Below are 17,366 nucleotides of genomic sequence, written 5' to 3' on the forward strand. Positions count from 1 at the left end.
AGCGAACCATCAATATTTAATCGGTTCGCTTTTTATTATAATTATACTTCTCGCCACCAAGCAGCCGTAGGATAATCTTTAGATTGTAACGTAATAATTTCACCGATTTGTGGCGTTGAAATATTAACTCCTAAACGATTTGTTTCTTTCGTAACACGTTCAATAGGATCACTCCATTCATGTAATGCTAACGTAAAAGCACCCCAATGAATAGGAACGAGCAATTCTCCTTTAACGTCAATATGAGCTTGTACTGTTTCTTCTGGCAACATATGAATTGCAGACCATCTCACATCATATTGTCCACATTCCATTAAAGTAAGATCAAACGGACCGTATTTATTACCAATCTCCTTAAAGTGTGGTGCATAACCACTATCACCGCTAAAGAAAACTTTCGCTTCTTGACCGAGGATCACCCATGAACACCATAATGAACAATCTCTATCTGTCATACTTCGTCCAGAAAAATGCCTTGCAGGTGTACAAACTAATTTAATATTATCAAACGTAATTTCATCCCACCAATTATGCTCACTTATTTTATTAGGTGAAACACCCCATTTAATAAGATAACGCGCAACTCCAGTCGGAACATAAAAATGCTTTACACGATCTTTTAACTGCATAATACTTTTGTAATTTAAATGATCATAATGATTATGAGAAATGATAATCGCATCAATTTCTTGAAGATCATCACGTTCTAAAGAAAAAACACCACTATAACGTTTACTATTAAAGACAGGGAATGGGGACGAGGCATCTCCAAACATAGGATCTAACAACAAATTTTTACCTTCTATTTTTAAAAGAGAAGCAGAATGGCCAAACCATGTAATACTCTCCAAAGATTCATTATCTTTATTCGATAAAACAATAGGTAAATTCTTTATAGGACGCAGCTTTGACTTCATTTTAAAGTAATCCGCCATTAAACCCATAATATCTTTCGGTTTAAAACTCATATCAGTATGAATTTGATTTGTATATTTCTTATTCATTAGTTCTCCTTTTTACGTTTAACAATATACGTATGTTGTTATTGTAGCTATTTGTAGTGTAAACTAAATCATTTTACCTTTCATCTTAAATGCAGTACATTTCATAAATTCTTCAAATTCATTATTCATATATAATGTGATTTATTCAGCAGCAGATAAAATCAATATTAAGTAAATGTAAATTGTTTTTATTTAGTAAATTCCTTCTTATAAACAACAAAGAACGTACGTTTCGTTGTATGTTCTAGAAGTAAATATATCTCTATTTAACTAAAGGAAGGAGAGGATGTAAATGCAAATAGAAAGAGAAAAGAAGTCCAAATGTAAACTATCAAAATCTGAAATCATTCATCTGTACACAGAAGGGAAGAGCACCTCAGAAATCGCTATGCTCGCTAATGTGTCTGCTAGGTATATTCGTATGGTTCTAGCAGATAATAACGTTCCAAGGCGTGCTATAGGGAGTTGGAAGAGAAAGTATGACATAACAGAAGATTATTTTAAAACGTGGTCAAATAACATGACTTATATATTAGGATTTATAGCAGCAGATGGTGTCATACAAAAAGAAAATCAATGTGTCAGTGTATCACAAAAAGAACGTGACATTTTAGAAGATATAAAAAAAGAACTAAACACAAACCAGCCACTTTACCAAAACAAAAAAACAGGCGTATATATGCTAAACATTAATAGCAAAACAATAAAAGACGACGTTATGAATATACACGGAATCATGCCATGTAAATCATTAAATATCAAATTTCCATTCGTGCCTGAAGAATATTTACATCATTTTGTTCGTGGATATTTTGATGGGGATGGTTACGTCAAGTATGAAACTTATACAGTCAGTTTTGTAGGTGGATCATATAATTTTATGAATTCTTTAAATCAAATACTACAAAATCACAATTATAAAGACAAAGACAAAGATATTTATTTGCATAGAAAATATGAGGTATTTCAGAAAGAGAGTCTAAGTATAGATCAATTACAAGATCGGAAACTAAAACAAACTCAAACTGCTGTTAAACAAAGAAAACAAAATTTCCTTAAAGATTATATGAAAAATAAATGTAATGCTACAGCTTGTTCTAATTTAAAAATAAGCGAATCAACTTTTAAACGTTGGCTAAAAAATGATAATCAATTTAAAAAAGAGTATGAAAGAATTAATTCATTATAAAAATTCAAGAAACCTTAGTATATCTATGCTAAGGTTTTTAATTTGAGATTATTAGTGGATCTTTTATAGAACTTAGTAAATACATAGATTTTACAATGAATTTACTAGTAAGGAAGGGAATATGAAATGCTCACTAATAATAGTCCGGAGAATATATTACATACAGCTTATGAAGGAAAAAAGCTTTATAACCTTTGTGAATTTCTAAATAAATTAACACTTAAGATCATTGAAAATCATTCAAATCAAATTGAATCTATTTCAAAAAGAATCGACACGTTTAATCATTTATCTAAAGAATTGTATAGTCTTTTACTGTATAGTGGTGTGTTATTAGATTTTGGACAAATAATTTACATTGAAGAAAACTATTTAAAAAAGAAACGACCTTTAAGAAATAAGAAAAGATATTATTATGCTATTCAAGAACAAGAACTAGCAGATAAAGAAGCTTTCGGGATGTATGGTAATACGTATTTAGATTTAGGAGAAGTTCAAATTGGTCTTTATGGAAATTCTTGATATTCAACATTAAATTTAATAACAGCAAATAATGAAACATTTAAAGAGTATTTTCTAAACACTAATACTGATATTAATTATAAGAAAAAGAAATTAGTAAAAAATTTCGTAGCAGCAAATAGACAAATGGACTTACATTTAAATGTAGTTTACGAAAAATTAGGCTTATATCAAAATTCACAACCTATCATCCCTGTGTTTAAAAAAGCAGACTTATCTACGCTTAACGAAATCGCAAACACAATCAGTGAAGATTTAGTCTTAGTATTAAAAAAACACGAGAAATCTTTAAAGGAATACTTTGCTAGCAGCAGATACTCAAAAGAAATAACGTATGAAGAATTCTTTATCTGGTGGTATCACTTTTTTTATACAAAAGTAACTGAAGAATTAATAAAACAAGGTGTAATTTTAACGAGCTCACAAAAAAACCAAACGTACATAATCAATTAAAAACTTCGAATTAAAGTGGCTAATATACTTTTACATATGTAGCAGCTGAATGGATACACAATTAATTATTATTAGTAAATAGAAGGTAATACGAGATTAAAACAGAATATGAAGAAAAAAAGATATTTAAAAGGAGAGAAAAATCTTGCAAAAGAAATTTATCAATCCAGAAACGATGCCACCAACTTTTGGATACTCACATGCAGTCGAAGTTACTAACGCTAAACGAACAATTTACATATCTGGACAAGTAGCGATTAACAATGATGGTCAAATAGTCGGCATTGGTGATTTAGCTACACAAACACGACAAGTATTTGAAAATATTAAAAGTGCATTAGAAACTTCAAAATTAAACTTTAATGATGTAGTAAAATTAACATTTTTCTTAACAGACATTTCTCAAATGGCCATTGTCAGAGATATTCGAGATCAATACATAGATACTAACAATCCACCAGCAAGCTCAGCTGTAGAAGTTAGAAAATTAATTAACGATAACTTATTAATTGAAATCGAAGCAATTGCTGTAGCGAACTAGTATTAAAAACTTATTATTAATCATATCCATACAATTCGTTTAATACGTTCAGTTAAAACGAATTGTATTTTTATTGTCTTAAATATCATTTATATCTTGTGATATTATCAACAACAACTCAAATAGCCACACAATCCATCACACAGAATGAATCCAAAGAAAAGGGGAGTCTAACACCGCGACTAACATATAATAAGTTTATTACTTTTTACTAGTTAACATAATATATATTATAGGAAGTTATAGAAACAAAGCAATCTCAGGTATCAAAAACCAAGTAAACTATACTTAATGAGACGAAACAGAGATTTTTAGTGAGATTCACACAAAATCTTATCTAAACGAATTTCTACAGTTTTTATCGTTTTTTTTGTTATAAATTCATCACAGCAAATCTTAATCAATAATTGTTTAAGATTTAACAAATCCAAATCATTTTTAATCGACAAGAAATTTTTATACGGAAAAATTATTTCTATACAAAATATAAATTAATAATTTTATTTCATGTTTTACTTAATGAATTTATTGCTATTTATACACGTTTTACAACTTTACTTTATTTGTTGTTATTTCTGTTATTTACGCTTGACTTTTATTACACTCATCGTTTTACAATCTAGTTAACATAACATTTATTTTTAACGTAAAAAAATCCTCCTCACCTTCAGGAAGATTTTTTTTAGCTTACTAGTATCCATTTATCTCTTTTTAGTAACAATCCCAATTGTAAATAACATTGGAAAAATCTAGGTTCAATAAATCTTCCTTGCGTATAAAGAAATTAGCAACACCAGAATCTCCCCACATAATATTTAATGCATCGTCTGTATCGATTTGCAACAATAATATATCATGCTGTTGGTATTTTTCTTCCCATTCCCTCGGATCTGTCTGTGTGAAAAACGGATAGCCACCAATTTTATGCCCATGATCTTCACATAGATCATCATATAGCTCGCCTAATTCTGTTTCATTTTCTTCATCAACGATTTCTTCCCAATCAATGTTATCACTAACAAGCTTTTCAAAACGATAATCTCTTGATGTTACTGGTTGATAATCCAATTCAAACTTTAATTTAGCTGCTTCAGGTATGATGAAATGCTCTAAAGCTAAAGTATTTAAATAATTAAAATCAGTAATAACCTTAGTTAAATCTTCCGTTATTGTAGAATGATAAATAATTCGAAAGTCGTTTTGGCTTGTTGGATGATCAAAATCTATTCCAAAAAGCTCATCATCAGCACTTACGAAAAATTGTAACAGTCCGTTTCGAGGCATGGATTCAATATGCGGCATTTCTTCAAAGTTTAACTGTGCAAGTAGCATCATAGGTTGTCCATTTGAATCTTTAGGATGTTCTTGATTTATTGGTACGTACGGATACCCGCCAAACTTACTTTCAAAAAGAGTTGTCTCTGCTTTCGTTCCAGACACTTTAATATACGGTTTTACACTTTCTTCTAAAATACTACGATACTGTTCTAGTTCTTTCGGAATTTGAAGTTGATACGTATTCTTCATCACATTTGCCTCCCTTTAATAATGAATTGAAAATGCCTTACTTAATTATATAGCAAGAGATAGCCTAATTAAAAATTGTTAAAAGTCCGTTTTCACCCTCGTTTTTTGCGCACTTGGTGGACAAAGTAAGTTATGTTCTAAAACCTTTTTATTAATAGTTCGAATTAAATCCGCTGCTTCTGCAGTATTTGCATTTTCTTTTAGCTTTTCTTTTAAATCATCAATTTCCTTTGAAATCTCAATCCACCTAGGTAAAACATGATTATTCTTTAACGTTCTATACAGTTGTTTTTCAGGATTGTACGAAAGGTCTTTATCAAGATTAAGAGGTTTCCCTTTACCAGGTAAATTATCAAAAGACCCTTTCTTTTCCGCATCTTTAACGATAGAACTAATATGATCCTCATACGTAAAGGACCAAACTTTCTCATCTTTTACTAAAATCTCTTGCTTTTTTAATTTTTTATCTAGTTCTTCTTGATTCATAGATACTATCTCCTTTTTATTTTATAGTGTTGTTTTTGTAAGTTTTAATGCTTTCAACCCATCAAACAGCTTTTCTCGCCACCAAACATCGTCATGACCGCCTTGAAACTCTTCGTAAGTGATTTGGTATTCCTTTTCTTTTAAAACTTCATACAGGCGTTTATTAGCCGTTAAAAGAGGTTTGTTTTCAAGTTCTCCTGCTGTTATATAAAAATGAGGTTGCGTTGCATTTGAATCTATAGTTGAAATTTGATTTTCATAACCATCTTTTTTCCAATGAACGGATCCGGACATTGACAACACGTTTCCGAAAATGTGTGGATTTTGAAGCGCTGCATAACAAGCTGCTAAGCCACCAAGACTGAACCCAGCAATTGTTGTATGTTTCGCTTCTTGATGCACACGATACTTCGCCTGAATCCATGGAAGTAATTCCTCTGTTAAAAATGCATTCATTTTATCGTTATAAGTTAGCTCTTCTAGCCGATCAACAGGATCTATTGCAACAGCAATACAAGATGGGATTTCTTTTTCGTAAATTAAATAATTGAGTGTTTTTGCGATTGAAAGGTTATTAATAAATGAATTTCCATCAAATACAATGAGAAGTTCTTGAAGCTGTGAAGTGTGAGAATAATCATGAGGCGTATAAATATGAATTTTACGTGTGTTATTTAAAATCGAACTATGAAAAGAATATGTTTCAATTTTTCCAGAGGGATAATGATTTGAAGGGAAACGACTGCTATACTGCACTTCCATACCTATCTTTAACACAGACGCTTTATTGGCACCTTCTCCAAATGTATTTCCATTAAATTGGTCTAGTTCGTACTGTTCACTACGCTTTATCCAATCATTTTCAAAAAAATCGTTTACTGAAAAATAGTAAGTTGAAATAAAGCTCTTATCCGTCCTAAACGTTTGATACCAAATATCTGTTTGTAATAACCGTTTTAATTGATTTAAAGGCAAATCCCAACCAGGGAAACTGCCGAATACATAAACGTTTTCAGTTTTTCGGTCCCCTAGCCATATATACGTTATAAGCCGATACTGATTATCTACAGGACATTGTTCTATTAGTGGCGTATTATTCGACTTTATTTCATGCAAAAAAGTATAAAAAGCTTTCTCGTTTCCATTCTTTAATTGATTATTAAGCTCCTCTAACTTAGGACTAATTATTGAAATCACCCCCTCTTCCTCCCTTGTAGTATTCTATATGTAGTTTTTTCTTCTCATTAGAATTTCTATATAAAAATAGTCGTAAGTTATGTGTTTAGAGGCGTTATTTATTAGAAAAATGATCAATTGCTTGAATAGAAAGTTCCAATGATTTTATTCTTCTTTCTAAAAGTGTTCTTTGAGGACTCCCAAGCTTTGATTTGTCATAAATCTTTTCAATAGATGGAAGTAAACCGTTAAGTACATTTCGAGCTTCTGCTAAATCTTCCTGCGTGTAATGATGCCTTTTTTGATTCCAAACACTTTCTAACATTGCTAAGCCGATACTAGCTGCTTTGAGTCTTTTTTTCACTAAAGTAGTGTTTGAGCCTTTTTCAGTCATCTGTGCTAAGGCGTTTTCAAGTTTACGGATTGTTGATTGTAAAGATTTTATTGATTCTACTTTATCTACACTTGATACGTTTTTCATATTAATGTTGTCCCTTCTTCGTTTCTAAATTAGTTGTCTTGATATTTGATAATACCATTAAGAAGCGAATTTCACTCAAAATATTTGAGTTGGGCATTAATTGAAAGGAACACAGCTAACAAACTTCTCTCTTCTCTCTCTCACCATTCTATATGTACTTCTTTTTTCTCATTAAAATACCTACATGGACAAGTTGTTAATATTGAATATTTTATGAACAAAAAAACGCACATGTAATGTAACCTGTGCGTTTTTGCTTTTATTTAGTAAGGTAATAAAGTAATAGTTTCCGGGTCTTCTCATAATTCATGAAATCTCTATACAAAATGGGATACTTCACAATTTCCGTTTCTAGAAAACGATATTGCGGAAACCATTCAAAAAACGATAACCGTAACCATTTTATTTGCTGAAACGTAATATTCTGTTCGTTTCCATTTAGTACAGCACTTAAAGTTGCTGCTGTATGCATCCAATAATGATTAAAATCAGCGTTTAAACAGTCATCTTCGGTAAGTTTACTTTTTAAGTCTCGCTGCAATTTTGCTGTAGCACGATAAGGAAACCGTTTATGCAGCGGACTATGTATTTTCTGCAATTCCTTAAAAATAATTTGTTTTCCTAACTTCAACTTTCTCCTCCTTTATTTCTCTATCCAATTTAATAAGTTTTCATAATGATATTGAGCATCTGTATAACCAAGATTATATAAATTAACGAGCTTTTCCTTATTTCTTTCTATTCCGCTTGTTGGAATTTGTACACTTGGTTGAATTACATAAAAATTATCTTTTTGATTATCTCGATTCATGTAAGATATAGTTTCATTATAAAAACGATAATGTTCTACTAAAGATTCTGCGATATTCGGATATTTCCTATATAAAATTTTAGCTAGTCCAGAAAATTTATTACGCTGTTTCTCGTATCCTTCTGGTTTTGTCATAATAACAACGTTCTTTTGATAACCATCAGTTTGAGCTTTTAAAACTGGTATAGGATCTATAATCCCTCCATCTAACAATTTTCGATTATCATATTCTACAGCAGGTGCTATAAACGGCACTGAGCTAGATGCACGAATGATTTTTAAAATATCATTTCCGTGTTCTGTTTTATTATAATAAATAGCTTGTCCTGATTCGCAATCAGTCGTCCCTATAACAAATTGTTCATTAGAGTTTAAGAAAGTTTGAAAATCGAATGGGACAATTTTATTAGGTACTTCATCAAATAAAAAGTCCATTCCAAACAGTTCACGTTTTCGAATTAAATTTCGATAAGATATATATCTGTGATCTGACACTAGCTCTGTATTTACTTTCTTATTTCGCCCTTTTTGACGTGACAAATAGGTTGCCCCCATACAGGCTCCAGCGGATACACCGACTACATACGGAAAGAATAAGTCCCTTTCCATAAAATATTCGAGTACTCCTGCAGTATATAAACCTTTCATTCCGCCGCCTTCTAATACTAAACCGATATTCTTCATGCTCAATCCCTCTGCTTCTGTTTTCTTACTTACATGTTAGCACAAGATTTTAAGATGAGGTTATATAAATTAATTGCAATAAGCAGAAAAAACTACAGATGCAATGTCATAATGTATTTAGGCATAGCATGGTACAATATAAGTAACACAATCCATAAATAATGGAGGAGGAATTTCATATGGGTTTATTTAGCGGTATTTTAGGAAATGCATCAAATACGAGTACAGAAAGTGTAGAACGTGATTTAGAGAAGATTATGTTAGACGATGAGAAAGTTGAGCATGCTTATAAATTGATTCGTGATTTAATCGTATTTACAAATCGCCGTCTTATTTTAGTAGATAAACAAGGAGTAACTGGTAAGAAAACAGAATACCATTCTATTCCTTATAAAAGCATTACACAATTTAGTGTTGAAACAGCTGGTCATTTTGATTTAGATGCAGAACTTAAAATATGGGTATCGAGTTTGAGTACACCAATTACGAAAGAATTTAAAGGTGACGATAGTATTTTAAGCATTCAAAAAGCGTTAGTAACATATACGACAAAATAACGTTTTTTGTATGTTTATTCATTTTTAAAATTACAAACCCGAGTATTTTGGAAGAATATGCATTAGTTTTGTATGTTTAATCTTAAATAACATAAAAAGGTAAAGCGTATTTCAAACGCTTTACCTTTCTTTTTTGTAATAAATAAGTGTAGTTTTATCATTTATTTTCTTTATAACTTCTGTTCTTTTATACCCCATCTTTTCGTATAGAAAACAATTTCTCTCTTCTTCTAAAATAGTAGCAAGTTCAAAGCTGCGTACTTCTGGAAACATCTCTTCAATTGAAATAAGTACCTTCTGAGCGATTCCTTTTCCTTGATAGATTGGATGAATGAACATTGGACTGATCCAAAATTTATAAGGTATTTCTTTTTGGGATATACATATCGCTCCAACAAGGTTCGAATCTATTATTATCTTATAAAAGTTACTGCTGGGATTATTTATCCTTGAAATAATCTTTTCAATAGATTCATTTGCTGGATTTGTTTCATAGTCTTTATATTTATTTAATAAAGGGCTAAATGAGTCTGTTTGCATTTGAAATAAAGCTGCTGCATCAATTTCTGTTGCCTTCTCTAATGTAATCTCCATGTTACCAATTTAGTCGCTTTCTTAATGAAGTTATATGAGCTGTATGATGACGTCCGTGCCATGCATATAGCCCAATTGCAGCAGCAAGTTTTGTTTCACCGGTTTCAGGATGATTAAATGTCTTTTCTAAATCTTCAAGTTCTAGAGAATATAAAAGGTTAACCCATCTTTTATGTAATGAATCTAACATTACTAGTGAAACATCTACTGGTAATTTAGAATCAGGTAGTTCTGCCCACTTCTCTTCTTTATACGGTTTAATAGTTGGATTCTTTTCTGTTAATGCTAATTTAAAGCGTATGTAGCTATTCATATGGCTATCAACAACGTGATGAACTACTTGACGAACCGTCCATCCACCAACTCGATACGGTGTGTCTAACTGCTTCTGATCTAAATCTTTAATTGCCTTTGTTAGTTCATTAGGTAAATCTTCAATTTCTTGAATCCATGTATCAATCATTTCTTCGGTTATAGGACGTTTGTATGTAAATTGACCAATTGGATAACGTAAATCATTCATGAATAAGTCCCCCTTATTATTTTGAACACGAAGTAGTTCTACATATATAATGTACAAAATTTACACGTTCTCCGTTTAATTCTACAGACGTTGTATCTGCTTCGTTTTGATAAGAAGAAAATCCGCTTTTTTCTAGTACAATTTGTGATGCGAGATTATTAGTAGTTGTTTTAGCATGAACTTCATTAATTTCATTATTTTGTGCTACGTCTAAAATTAACTTTACAGCTGCTGTTGCAACTCCTTTTTTAGTAAATTTTTCTCCGACTCGATAACCTAATGAACTGATTCGAGTTTCGGTATCTATATCTACTAAGTTTATTCGTCCTACAATTTCTTTTTCTTCATTACGAATTAAATAAAAATAAGAATTTCCATCTGCCTGTTCTATTAATAAATCGTCTAGTAGTTTTTGAAAATATTCAAAATCGAAATATTTCGAACCACGATTTGGTACCATTGTTTCAAAAAAAGATTTATTCGTAAATTCAAACGTAAATAAATCCTCAGCATCTTGTTTCTTTAGTTGCTCTATGTATATTTCCATCCCTTATTCTCCTTCTTGATTTACTAACTGTTATACATTCTTTTTTAATCAATTATATTCCTGCTATTTCTTTCGATTAAGTAATACAGCTAGTAGCACTTTCGGATGAAAAAGATGAAATGGACTACGAATTAAATTCATCACTCGTACTAACCGAATATAAACATCAGAATCACTTGCAGATAGTCGATATATTTGTTTCGTATACCATAGTTGAAATTTTTGTTTCGTAGTTAATTCTCTCTTTAGCTGCGGGTGACGTGATATTTCCGTTGTTGTCATATCCCAAGGGGTTTCTATTATGTTAGCGGCCTTTTTATAAAATTGTTGCGTAAATGTTTTATCAAGTTTTGTCCTACCTTGCAGAAGTAATTGCAACTGATAAGCTTCCATAGCTGCAACTGAAACACCTTGACCGAAAACAGGATCAAAACGACATTGTGCATCTCCAACTACTAACAACCCTTCCGGTACATTATTAACTAAATCAAATCGCCGACGTACTTGATAAGGGATTTTGTACGTCTTTATATCAGTTATTCCCTCAGCTTTGTTTAGAAAATCTGTTACATTACGGATTGATAGATTTTCAGCGAAATCATAAAACTCATCATCTGTTTGTGGTGCTTTCTCATTTGCATATCCACTAAAAGTAACAAAATAACGATTATCTTCAATCGTTTGAATAAGAACTCCATAAGGGTTTTCAGGGAAACTTGGAGACATTAGCATATTACAACAGTCTAACTTCTCATTTTCTTTAAGTTTAAACACTCTAGTTGCGTAAAATAAATCAATACGCACTTTTTCTTCTTGCACTTCAATATTGTATTCTTGTAACCACTCTATACTTTTTGAACCAAACCCACTCGCATCAACAACAATATCTGCATGAACTTCTGCGTGTACACCTGTCTCTAAACATTTGGTTTTTGCTCCACACACTTTGTTAAGCTTTCCATCTACTAATAATCCTTCAACCAATGTTTCAAATTTAGTGGTAACATTTGAAATTTGATCAATACGTTTTTGAATATGCCATTCTAGCAACAGCCGACTTTGTTGAATCATATGCACTTCTCCTATGAATGGCTGTTTCCATAAACCAAATTGATGCCATTTCAAATCACGAGTAAAGTTATTTACGATGCTGCCTGCTTCTATTAATTCATTCGTAATATTAGGGAATAATTCCTCAATTGCTTTTTCTCCGCCTTTTAATAACACATGAGGGTGATTGCTTTGCGGAACTCTTTTTCTCGAAGCTTTTCCATCCCATCTTTCACCCACTTCTAAAATGATTACTTCTTTAAAAGAAGTTGACAATGCTTTTGCTGCAAGTTTTCCTGCCATACTTCCACCAATAACAATAGCCTTATTAAACATATTTTCCCCCTTAATGAAAAGAGATCCTGTCGTGTTTAAATGAAACAGGATCTAAACTAATAGCTTCTATATTAAAACACGTTAGTAAATTGCAACGTTAAAATTAAAATACCTAATCCCCATACGTAATACGCAAATATTTTTAATGAATGACGTTTTAAATATTGAATCATCCATGAAACTGCTATGTAACCAAAGAACGCTGCTGATAACGTTCCGACAATTAATGATGTACTAGAAATAGATTCTGCTTTCCCTTGAAAAACATCAACAAATTGCAAGATGATAGCGCCGGCAATCGCTGGTGTTGATAATAAAAACGAAAAGTACGCAGCTGTTTCACGGTCTAGCTTTCTCCATAATGCAGCGACAATTGTCATACCAGAGCGAGAAATTGCTGGGAAAATGGCAGCCGCTTGAAATGAACCAATGATAAATGCATCTTTATATGTAATGTCGTCCATTTTTTTACGTCCATTTTTTTGTTTATCGGCCATAAACAGAAATAAACCTGTCACTAAAAACTCCCAACCTATGGTGATACCTGTTTTTGAAATATCTTCAAAGAAATCTTTAAATAGTAAGCCAATCACTACAGCTGGTATCGTTCCAACAATAAGTAAAAACATAAGCTTTGAGAACGGATTTTTAATTAAATATATAAATTCTTTTTTGTAATAAATAAACACCGCAAGTAACGTTCCGATATGCAGCATCGTATCTAAAAATAAACCTGCTTCATCTAATTGAAAAAGATGTCGCCCTAAATAAAGATGTCCTGTACTACTAATCGGCAAAAACTCTGTTAAACCTTGTATTATCCCTAATATAAAAGCTTCTAACCAATTCATGATGATCTCCTTTCTCGTTTGCTTGTACCAATATATGAAGGTTAAATTTTTGTTATGAAAGAAAGTATATTTCTCTATGAATTTACTTTTAATTTATGGATATATATGTAAAAAGAGGAGGGTTATTATGTGGAAGCACACAAAATTCGGTAATGTATTACTTTGGGTGGGCCCTATCCTTGTATTTTTAGGACTATGTATGACAAATGTTATTTCAGATATTCCTTTCTTTGAGGGAAAACATAAAACGCTTGGTATTGTACTTATATTTATAGGGGTATTCTGTTTTATTGTGGCTAATCATTTGAAAAAAGGAGAAAGATATGAAGAATAAGTCTAAATAAAAAACAATCCTGGCATATTAGCTAGGATTGTTTTTTATTTCATGTTGATTATTTGTAGAATACTTTATCAACGTTATATTTCGCTTTGTATTCATTAATGATATATGTTTCGTAAATTTCTCTTTCTGTTGGATCTTCTACGATACATGCATCAATGCGGTATACTTCATCACGGTGATTTTTAATTGGTGAAACATTGTCTTCAAAATGCTTCTTAATACGTTGTCTAATTTTACGAGCTTTACCTACAAAAAGAAGTTCGTCATTAATATTGTAAAACATAAAAATGCCGCCTTTATCTCTAGGGAACAAGTGGAAATCGATAAATCCATTAATTGGAGTAATGATTGGCTCGTCTCCTTTAATAACTTGTTTACGTTCAGTAATTGAAACATCAGCTTCAGGAATATTAATTTTAATCAAGTTCATTCACGTCCTCTTTTATTATAAAGATAAATAATAGCATACATAAGTAAGAAAAGCTATGTTCAGAGGCATATTTCATTTTATAATTCAAATATTATAGGTGTATCATGTAAACTTTTCTTCCAAATCATATGATCACTGGATTCTCCCCAGTAATCTTTCAATACATAGCTAGGTTTTCCAAACTTTTTCGTCCATATACTTTGCGCATTTTTGTATCCACTATCTAAACAGTATTCTGTTATTCCTCTGCTAAGTAACGCAAGATACATTGTATTTAGTAGTAAACTCCCTATACCCTTTCTTTGATACTCTGGAAGTATAAATACAGTTCCTATTTCATACAAATCCTTAAGTACACCGCCTGTACAACTATTAATCAATGTACTTGCTGGACCGACTTCAATTGTTCCAATGATTTTATCATTACTTATATCTATTGCTAATAAAAAGTAACGATTTTCTCCATTACTATCAAAATCATTTTTCAAATATAGCTTTTTCGAGTTGATTTCATTTTCTATGTCATCTAATAATTGTGATAACCCTTCGTTTTTATAAGTATTCGTAATAACTATACGAAAAAACAAATTTAGTTCATCAATATCATCCGAATTCGGCCTTCTAATTTCAACATTATACATGACTTAAATCTCCAATCTTTGAAAATATATTGGAAAGTATATTCGTTCAAAAAGATTTTATACAATTGTTAAGACCATACTTTATATACTCTATTCACAATTATTCTACACAGCTCTGCAAAGATCCAGCAATATAGAAAACTCAGTATAAATATTAACATAATAACTTTTATATCCATAGTTGTATGAACCATAGGACCTAGTACTGGAAAACGAAAGATATCGAGAACGATTATAATTCCTATAAGTAGACATATCGCTGAAAAGGATACTATCAAAATCCTCCTCTTGAATCGTAAAAAGGATACTCCTAACGCTATACCTAATAATCCTGTAGTAAAGGGAAAGACAATTAGTTCACTTGGCTGAATAATGAATAAGAGGAAAATAGTAAGAATATAAGAGAGTACTCCCTCACGAATAGAATAACAAATAGCGAGAAAAATCGGTAGCGTCGAGAAAGGACTAATAAATAACCCTATACCAGGGATTAAGTTCCCAGCAGATTGAAAAATGGTGGCAAGTGAACCCAATAAAGCAGTAATGACTAACCTACTTGCAGGAGTTATCTTTCTTTTATTAATAAAGTTCGTATCATGCGCTATCATCAATTGATACCAATAGCATCTAAAGCGATTCATCAAAATACCTCCTAAAGATGCTTAATTCATCACTTTCTATCTTATTCATACACTTATTGTTTATGCGTTACCTTCTGCTAGTTATCAATTACTATACAATAGACGATTATACATAGAGGTTTTTTAGGGGGACGACAGGTCGTGCATTTTGAAGAAGAATGAATTCTTTATATTTTTAGACTTAGAGTTTATACCGTATCAAGGAACAATTTCATAAATAGTACCTTTGTTAAAATCAGTTACTTTCATAGAACCGTAAACTCCTAAATATAATCTAGTTTGATCTAAGTTTGTTCCTAAACTAACGTAATAAGCTGCTTGAGCGCCAAAATCATAATTGGTTTCAATAACATGAAAATCATTACGTTTACCGTTTATACTTGCCCTAGTATATGCTAAAACACCTTTAACTGGAGACTGAGATTTTTCTTTTTTGGCGAGGTCAGTAAACACGACACTACCAGTTAAATTTTGAATTGCAGTTCCCATATATGGCTGGACTCCTGTAAGTGCAGTTCCTCCAAATGTATCCGGTCTGGAATCTTTATGAAAATAACTAATTAAAGGCTGAATGCGCCTCACTGTTGTTTGTAATGTTTCATCATAATAAGCCATTATCCTCTCATCCAAAGTCTGATTCTCAGAACAGTGCCGTATGAAAGAAGTAGGTAAATCCCCTTCCCATCCCCGCCAACCAAAATTAATAAATCCATCTTGATCAGGAGTAGATCTCATTAAATGCGTTTGAACAAGTTCGGTAACCGGCATAGGTTTATAATGAACATACGAGAAAACGGACTCCACTATATCCTGTCCGACATTTCCAGCATATTTGATATATTGATTATAAAACTTTTGGAATGAAATACCTGTTATATTACGAACCCCTTTCGCAATTATTGTAAGGGGTTCTTGTATAGATAAAGGAAGCTCATTAAAACGCGTAACTACTGGAGGATTATTTATGAATGTATTTTTACTGACATCAATTTCAATTATTTTACCCGCTATCTCTAAATCATCCTGGCTTAAATTAAATGGATCATAACCCGATCCACCATCTCCATTTGTAAAAACCAGTTTTCCAGTCTCAGGTGAAAAATTTAAACTATTGACTCCGTTATGATTAAAAAATGGTCGTTTTATGTTAAGTAACGTTCTTCGTTTTTGAGGTTGTCCATGTGATTGTAAAATCCATTCCTCAACTGTATCAATATGATCATATTGAGTATCTCTATTTACCCACTTTAAGTTTAAAGTTTTCGGATCACATGGATTCGGTTTAAATTGTTCAGACAGTGCACCAGGTCCTTGAGTTCCAGCTACTGAATAATGAAGATAAAATAAACCGTTATGATTAAACTGCGGATGAAACGCTAGTCCTAGCAATCCTCGCTCATCATAGCCACTACTAGAAACGCCTTCTTCAGATGTGCCTAATTTAATAATTCGTTGACGAATATCTAAAAAGGTCTTTATTACTCCGTCTCCTATGTAAAAAATTTCTCCTAATTGAGTTGCTATAAATAGCCTTTCAGTCGATTCATTTGGAAGAATAGCTGTTTTTATTACAGTTGGTAAATTTAAGTTATGAACAATAGGTCGTAAACTAACCTTAACTTTTGTCAATTAACTTTACCCCCTTTTATCTTTTTAATAGAAGAATATGATGTGAGTTGTTCTATTAGTATCAAAACTATAGACATGTAATCGAAAATTCCTTTTCATACACGTCCGTTTTCGATAGATTCTATGTAGATATATGTTGAGTTTAAAAATTATTACATTTCCCTTCTGACATCCATTAACTCAGATTCCTTTATATTACATTTTTATTATATAATATAATTATAAATATATAAATTAGGGGGAAAATCGATGACAATCTTACTACAAATCATCTTACCACTTATATGTGCAATATACTTATTTACCCTCTATAGTAATACGACTATAGGAAAAGCTGCATTTCTTTTGGC

19 protein-coding genes and 2 pseudogenes are annotated in these 17,366 nt (G+C 31.5%); 5 read left to right on the plus strand and 16 right to left on the minus strand.

Translation table 11 applies throughout. The annotated features are described in order from the left end of the window. Nucleotides 1-41: 41 nt before the first annotated feature. Complete coding sequence (locus tag CDB3_RS11155) at nucleotides 42-1,004, minus strand: MBL fold metallo-hydrolase (RefSeq protein ID WP_128854528.1); 963 nt, start codon at nucleotides 1,002-1,004, stop codon at nucleotides 42-44. Between the two features lie 292 nt (nucleotides 1,005-1,296). On the opposite strand from CDB3_RS11155, the gene CDB3_RS11160 reads away from it, so the two are divergent. The 3 genes and pseudogenes from CDB3_RS11160 (at nucleotide 1,297) to CDB3_RS11170 (ending at nucleotide 3,709) form a co-directional block, all read left to right on the plus strand. Then, nucleotides 1,297-2,193 carry an LAGLIDADG family homing endonuclease gene (locus tag CDB3_RS11160; protein WP_128854529.1) on the plus strand — a complete coding sequence of 299 codons (897 nt, stop codon included), beginning with the start codon at nucleotides 1,297-1,299 and terminating at the stop codon, nucleotides 2,191-2,193. Between the two features lie 162 nt (nucleotides 2,194-2,355). Beyond that, a pseudogene (locus CDB3_RS11165) lies at nucleotides 2,356-3,168 on the plus strand (hypothetical protein); the annotation flags it as partial. Between the two features lie 145 nt (nucleotides 3,169-3,313). Further along, entirely contained in the window at nucleotides 3,314-3,709 is a 396-nt protein-coding gene (locus CDB3_RS11170) for a RidA family protein (RefSeq protein WP_128854530.1), read from the plus strand. A 711-nt stretch (nucleotides 3,710-4,420) separates the two neighbouring features. Here the strand turns inward: CDB3_RS11170 and CDB3_RS11175 are convergent. The 6 genes from CDB3_RS11175 to CDB3_RS11195 form a co-directional block, all read right to left on the minus strand. Continuing rightward, complete coding sequence (locus CDB3_RS11175; RefSeq protein ID WP_128854531.1) at nucleotides 4,421-5,236, minus strand: YwqG family protein; 816 nt, start codon at nucleotides 5,234-5,236, stop codon at nucleotides 4,421-4,423. Between the two features lie 78 nt (nucleotides 5,237-5,314). Beyond that, complete coding sequence (locus CDB3_RS32050; RefSeq protein ID WP_218673341.1) at nucleotides 5,315-5,722, minus strand: DnaJ family domain-containing protein; 408 nt, start codon at nucleotides 5,720-5,722, stop codon at nucleotides 5,315-5,317. Between the two features lie 21 nt (nucleotides 5,723-5,743). Then, nucleotides 5,744-6,919, minus strand: a complete 1,176-nt coding sequence (locus tag CDB3_RS11180; RefSeq protein ID WP_218673342.1) for an alpha/beta hydrolase — start codon at nucleotides 6,917-6,919, stop codon at nucleotides 5,744-5,746. A gap of 94 nt (nucleotides 6,920-7,013) precedes the next feature. Next, nucleotides 7,014-7,379 (minus strand): hypothetical protein, encoded by a 366-nt coding sequence (locus CDB3_RS11185; RefSeq protein ID WP_128854532.1) that lies wholly within the window; start codon nucleotides 7,377-7,379, stop codon nucleotides 7,014-7,016. 259 nt (nucleotides 7,380-7,638) lie between these two features. Then, nucleotides 7,639-8,010 (minus strand): YxiJ-like family protein, encoded by a 372-nt coding sequence (locus tag CDB3_RS11190; protein ID WP_128854533.1) that lies wholly within the window; start codon nucleotides 8,008-8,010, stop codon nucleotides 7,639-7,641. Between the two features lie 12 nt (nucleotides 8,011-8,022). Next, complete coding sequence (locus tag CDB3_RS11195) at nucleotides 8,023-8,874, minus strand: patatin-like phospholipase family protein (protein WP_128854534.1); 852 nt, start codon at nucleotides 8,872-8,874, stop codon at nucleotides 8,023-8,025. Between the two features lie 179 nt (nucleotides 8,875-9,053). On the opposite strand from CDB3_RS11195, the gene CDB3_RS11200 reads away from it, so the two are divergent. Continuing rightward, a complete protein-coding gene (locus CDB3_RS11200; RefSeq protein WP_097829267.1) occupies nucleotides 9,054-9,431 on the plus strand; it encodes a PH domain-containing protein in 378 nt (125 codons plus the stop codon). Between the two features lie 120 nt (nucleotides 9,432-9,551). Here CDB3_RS11200 and CDB3_RS11205 read toward each other — a convergent pair. From CDB3_RS11205 to CDB3_RS11225, 5 genes and pseudogenes are all read right to left on the minus strand, one after another. Beyond that, a pseudogene (locus CDB3_RS11205) lies at nucleotides 9,552-10,025 on the minus strand (GNAT family N-acetyltransferase); the annotation flags it as partial. Nucleotide 10,026: 1 nt separating this feature from the next. Further along, complete coding sequence (locus tag CDB3_RS11210; RefSeq protein ID WP_017561595.1) at nucleotides 10,027-10,548, minus strand: YfiT family bacillithiol transferase; 522 nt, start codon at nucleotides 10,546-10,548, stop codon at nucleotides 10,027-10,029. A 16-nt stretch (nucleotides 10,549-10,564) separates the two neighbouring features. Then, nucleotides 10,565-11,095, minus strand: a complete 531-nt coding sequence (locus CDB3_RS11215; protein WP_128854536.1) for a GNAT family N-acetyltransferase — start codon at nucleotides 11,093-11,095, stop codon at nucleotides 10,565-10,567. A gap of 63 nt (nucleotides 11,096-11,158) precedes the next feature. After that, the gene (locus CDB3_RS11220; protein ID WP_128854537.1) at nucleotides 11,159-12,481 is read right to left on the minus strand and encodes an FAD-dependent monooxygenase; all 1,323 of its coding nucleotides are present in this window, start codon (nucleotides 12,479-12,481) and stop codon (nucleotides 11,159-11,161) included. 71 nt (nucleotides 12,482-12,552) lie between these two features. Beyond that, nucleotides 12,553-13,332 carry an undecaprenyl-diphosphate phosphatase gene (locus tag CDB3_RS11225; RefSeq protein WP_128854538.1) on the minus strand — a complete coding sequence of 260 codons (780 nt, stop codon included), beginning with the start codon at nucleotides 13,330-13,332 and terminating at the stop codon, nucleotides 12,553-12,555. A gap of 127 nt (nucleotides 13,333-13,459) precedes the next feature. Between CDB3_RS11225 and CDB3_RS11230 the strand changes: the two genes are divergently transcribed. Then, on the plus strand, nucleotides 13,460-13,666 hold the full coding sequence (locus CDB3_RS11230) for a hypothetical protein (RefSeq protein ID WP_128854539.1): 207 nt from the start codon (nucleotides 13,460-13,462) through the stop codon (nucleotides 13,664-13,666). 58 nt (nucleotides 13,667-13,724) lie between these two features. Here CDB3_RS11230 and CDB3_RS11235 read toward each other — a convergent pair whose 3' ends face one another. The 4 genes from CDB3_RS11235 to CDB3_RS11250 all read right to left on the minus strand — a co-directional run bounded on the left by CDB3_RS11235 (nucleotide 13,725) and on the right by CDB3_RS11250 (nucleotide 17,016). Further along, nucleotides 13,725-14,105 carry a nucleotide excision repair endonuclease gene (locus CDB3_RS11235; RefSeq protein WP_001048941.1) on the minus strand — a complete coding sequence of 127 codons (381 nt, stop codon included), beginning with the start codon at nucleotides 14,103-14,105 and terminating at the stop codon, nucleotides 13,725-13,727. A gap of 77 nt (nucleotides 14,106-14,182) precedes the next feature. Next, nucleotides 14,183-14,746 carry a GNAT family N-acetyltransferase gene (locus tag CDB3_RS11240; protein WP_128854540.1) on the minus strand — a complete coding sequence of 188 codons (564 nt, stop codon included), beginning with the start codon at nucleotides 14,744-14,746 and terminating at the stop codon, nucleotides 14,183-14,185. A 68-nt stretch (nucleotides 14,747-14,814) separates the two neighbouring features. Beyond that, nucleotides 14,815-15,387, minus strand: coding sequence for a YybS family protein (locus tag CDB3_RS11245; RefSeq protein ID WP_128854541.1), 573 nt, complete (start codon nucleotides 15,385-15,387; stop codon nucleotides 14,815-14,817). Between the two features lie 198 nt (nucleotides 15,388-15,585). Then, a complete protein-coding gene (locus CDB3_RS11250; protein WP_128854542.1) occupies nucleotides 15,586-17,016 on the minus strand; it encodes a PQQ-dependent sugar dehydrogenase in 1,431 nt (476 codons plus the stop codon). Nucleotides 17,017-17,366: the final 350 nt, after the last annotated feature.

Source organism: Bacillus sp. CDB3, from assembly GCF_002081505.1.
Taxonomy (GTDB): Bacteria; Bacillota; Bacilli; order Bacillales; family Bacillaceae_G; genus Bacillus_A; species Bacillus_A cereus_AT.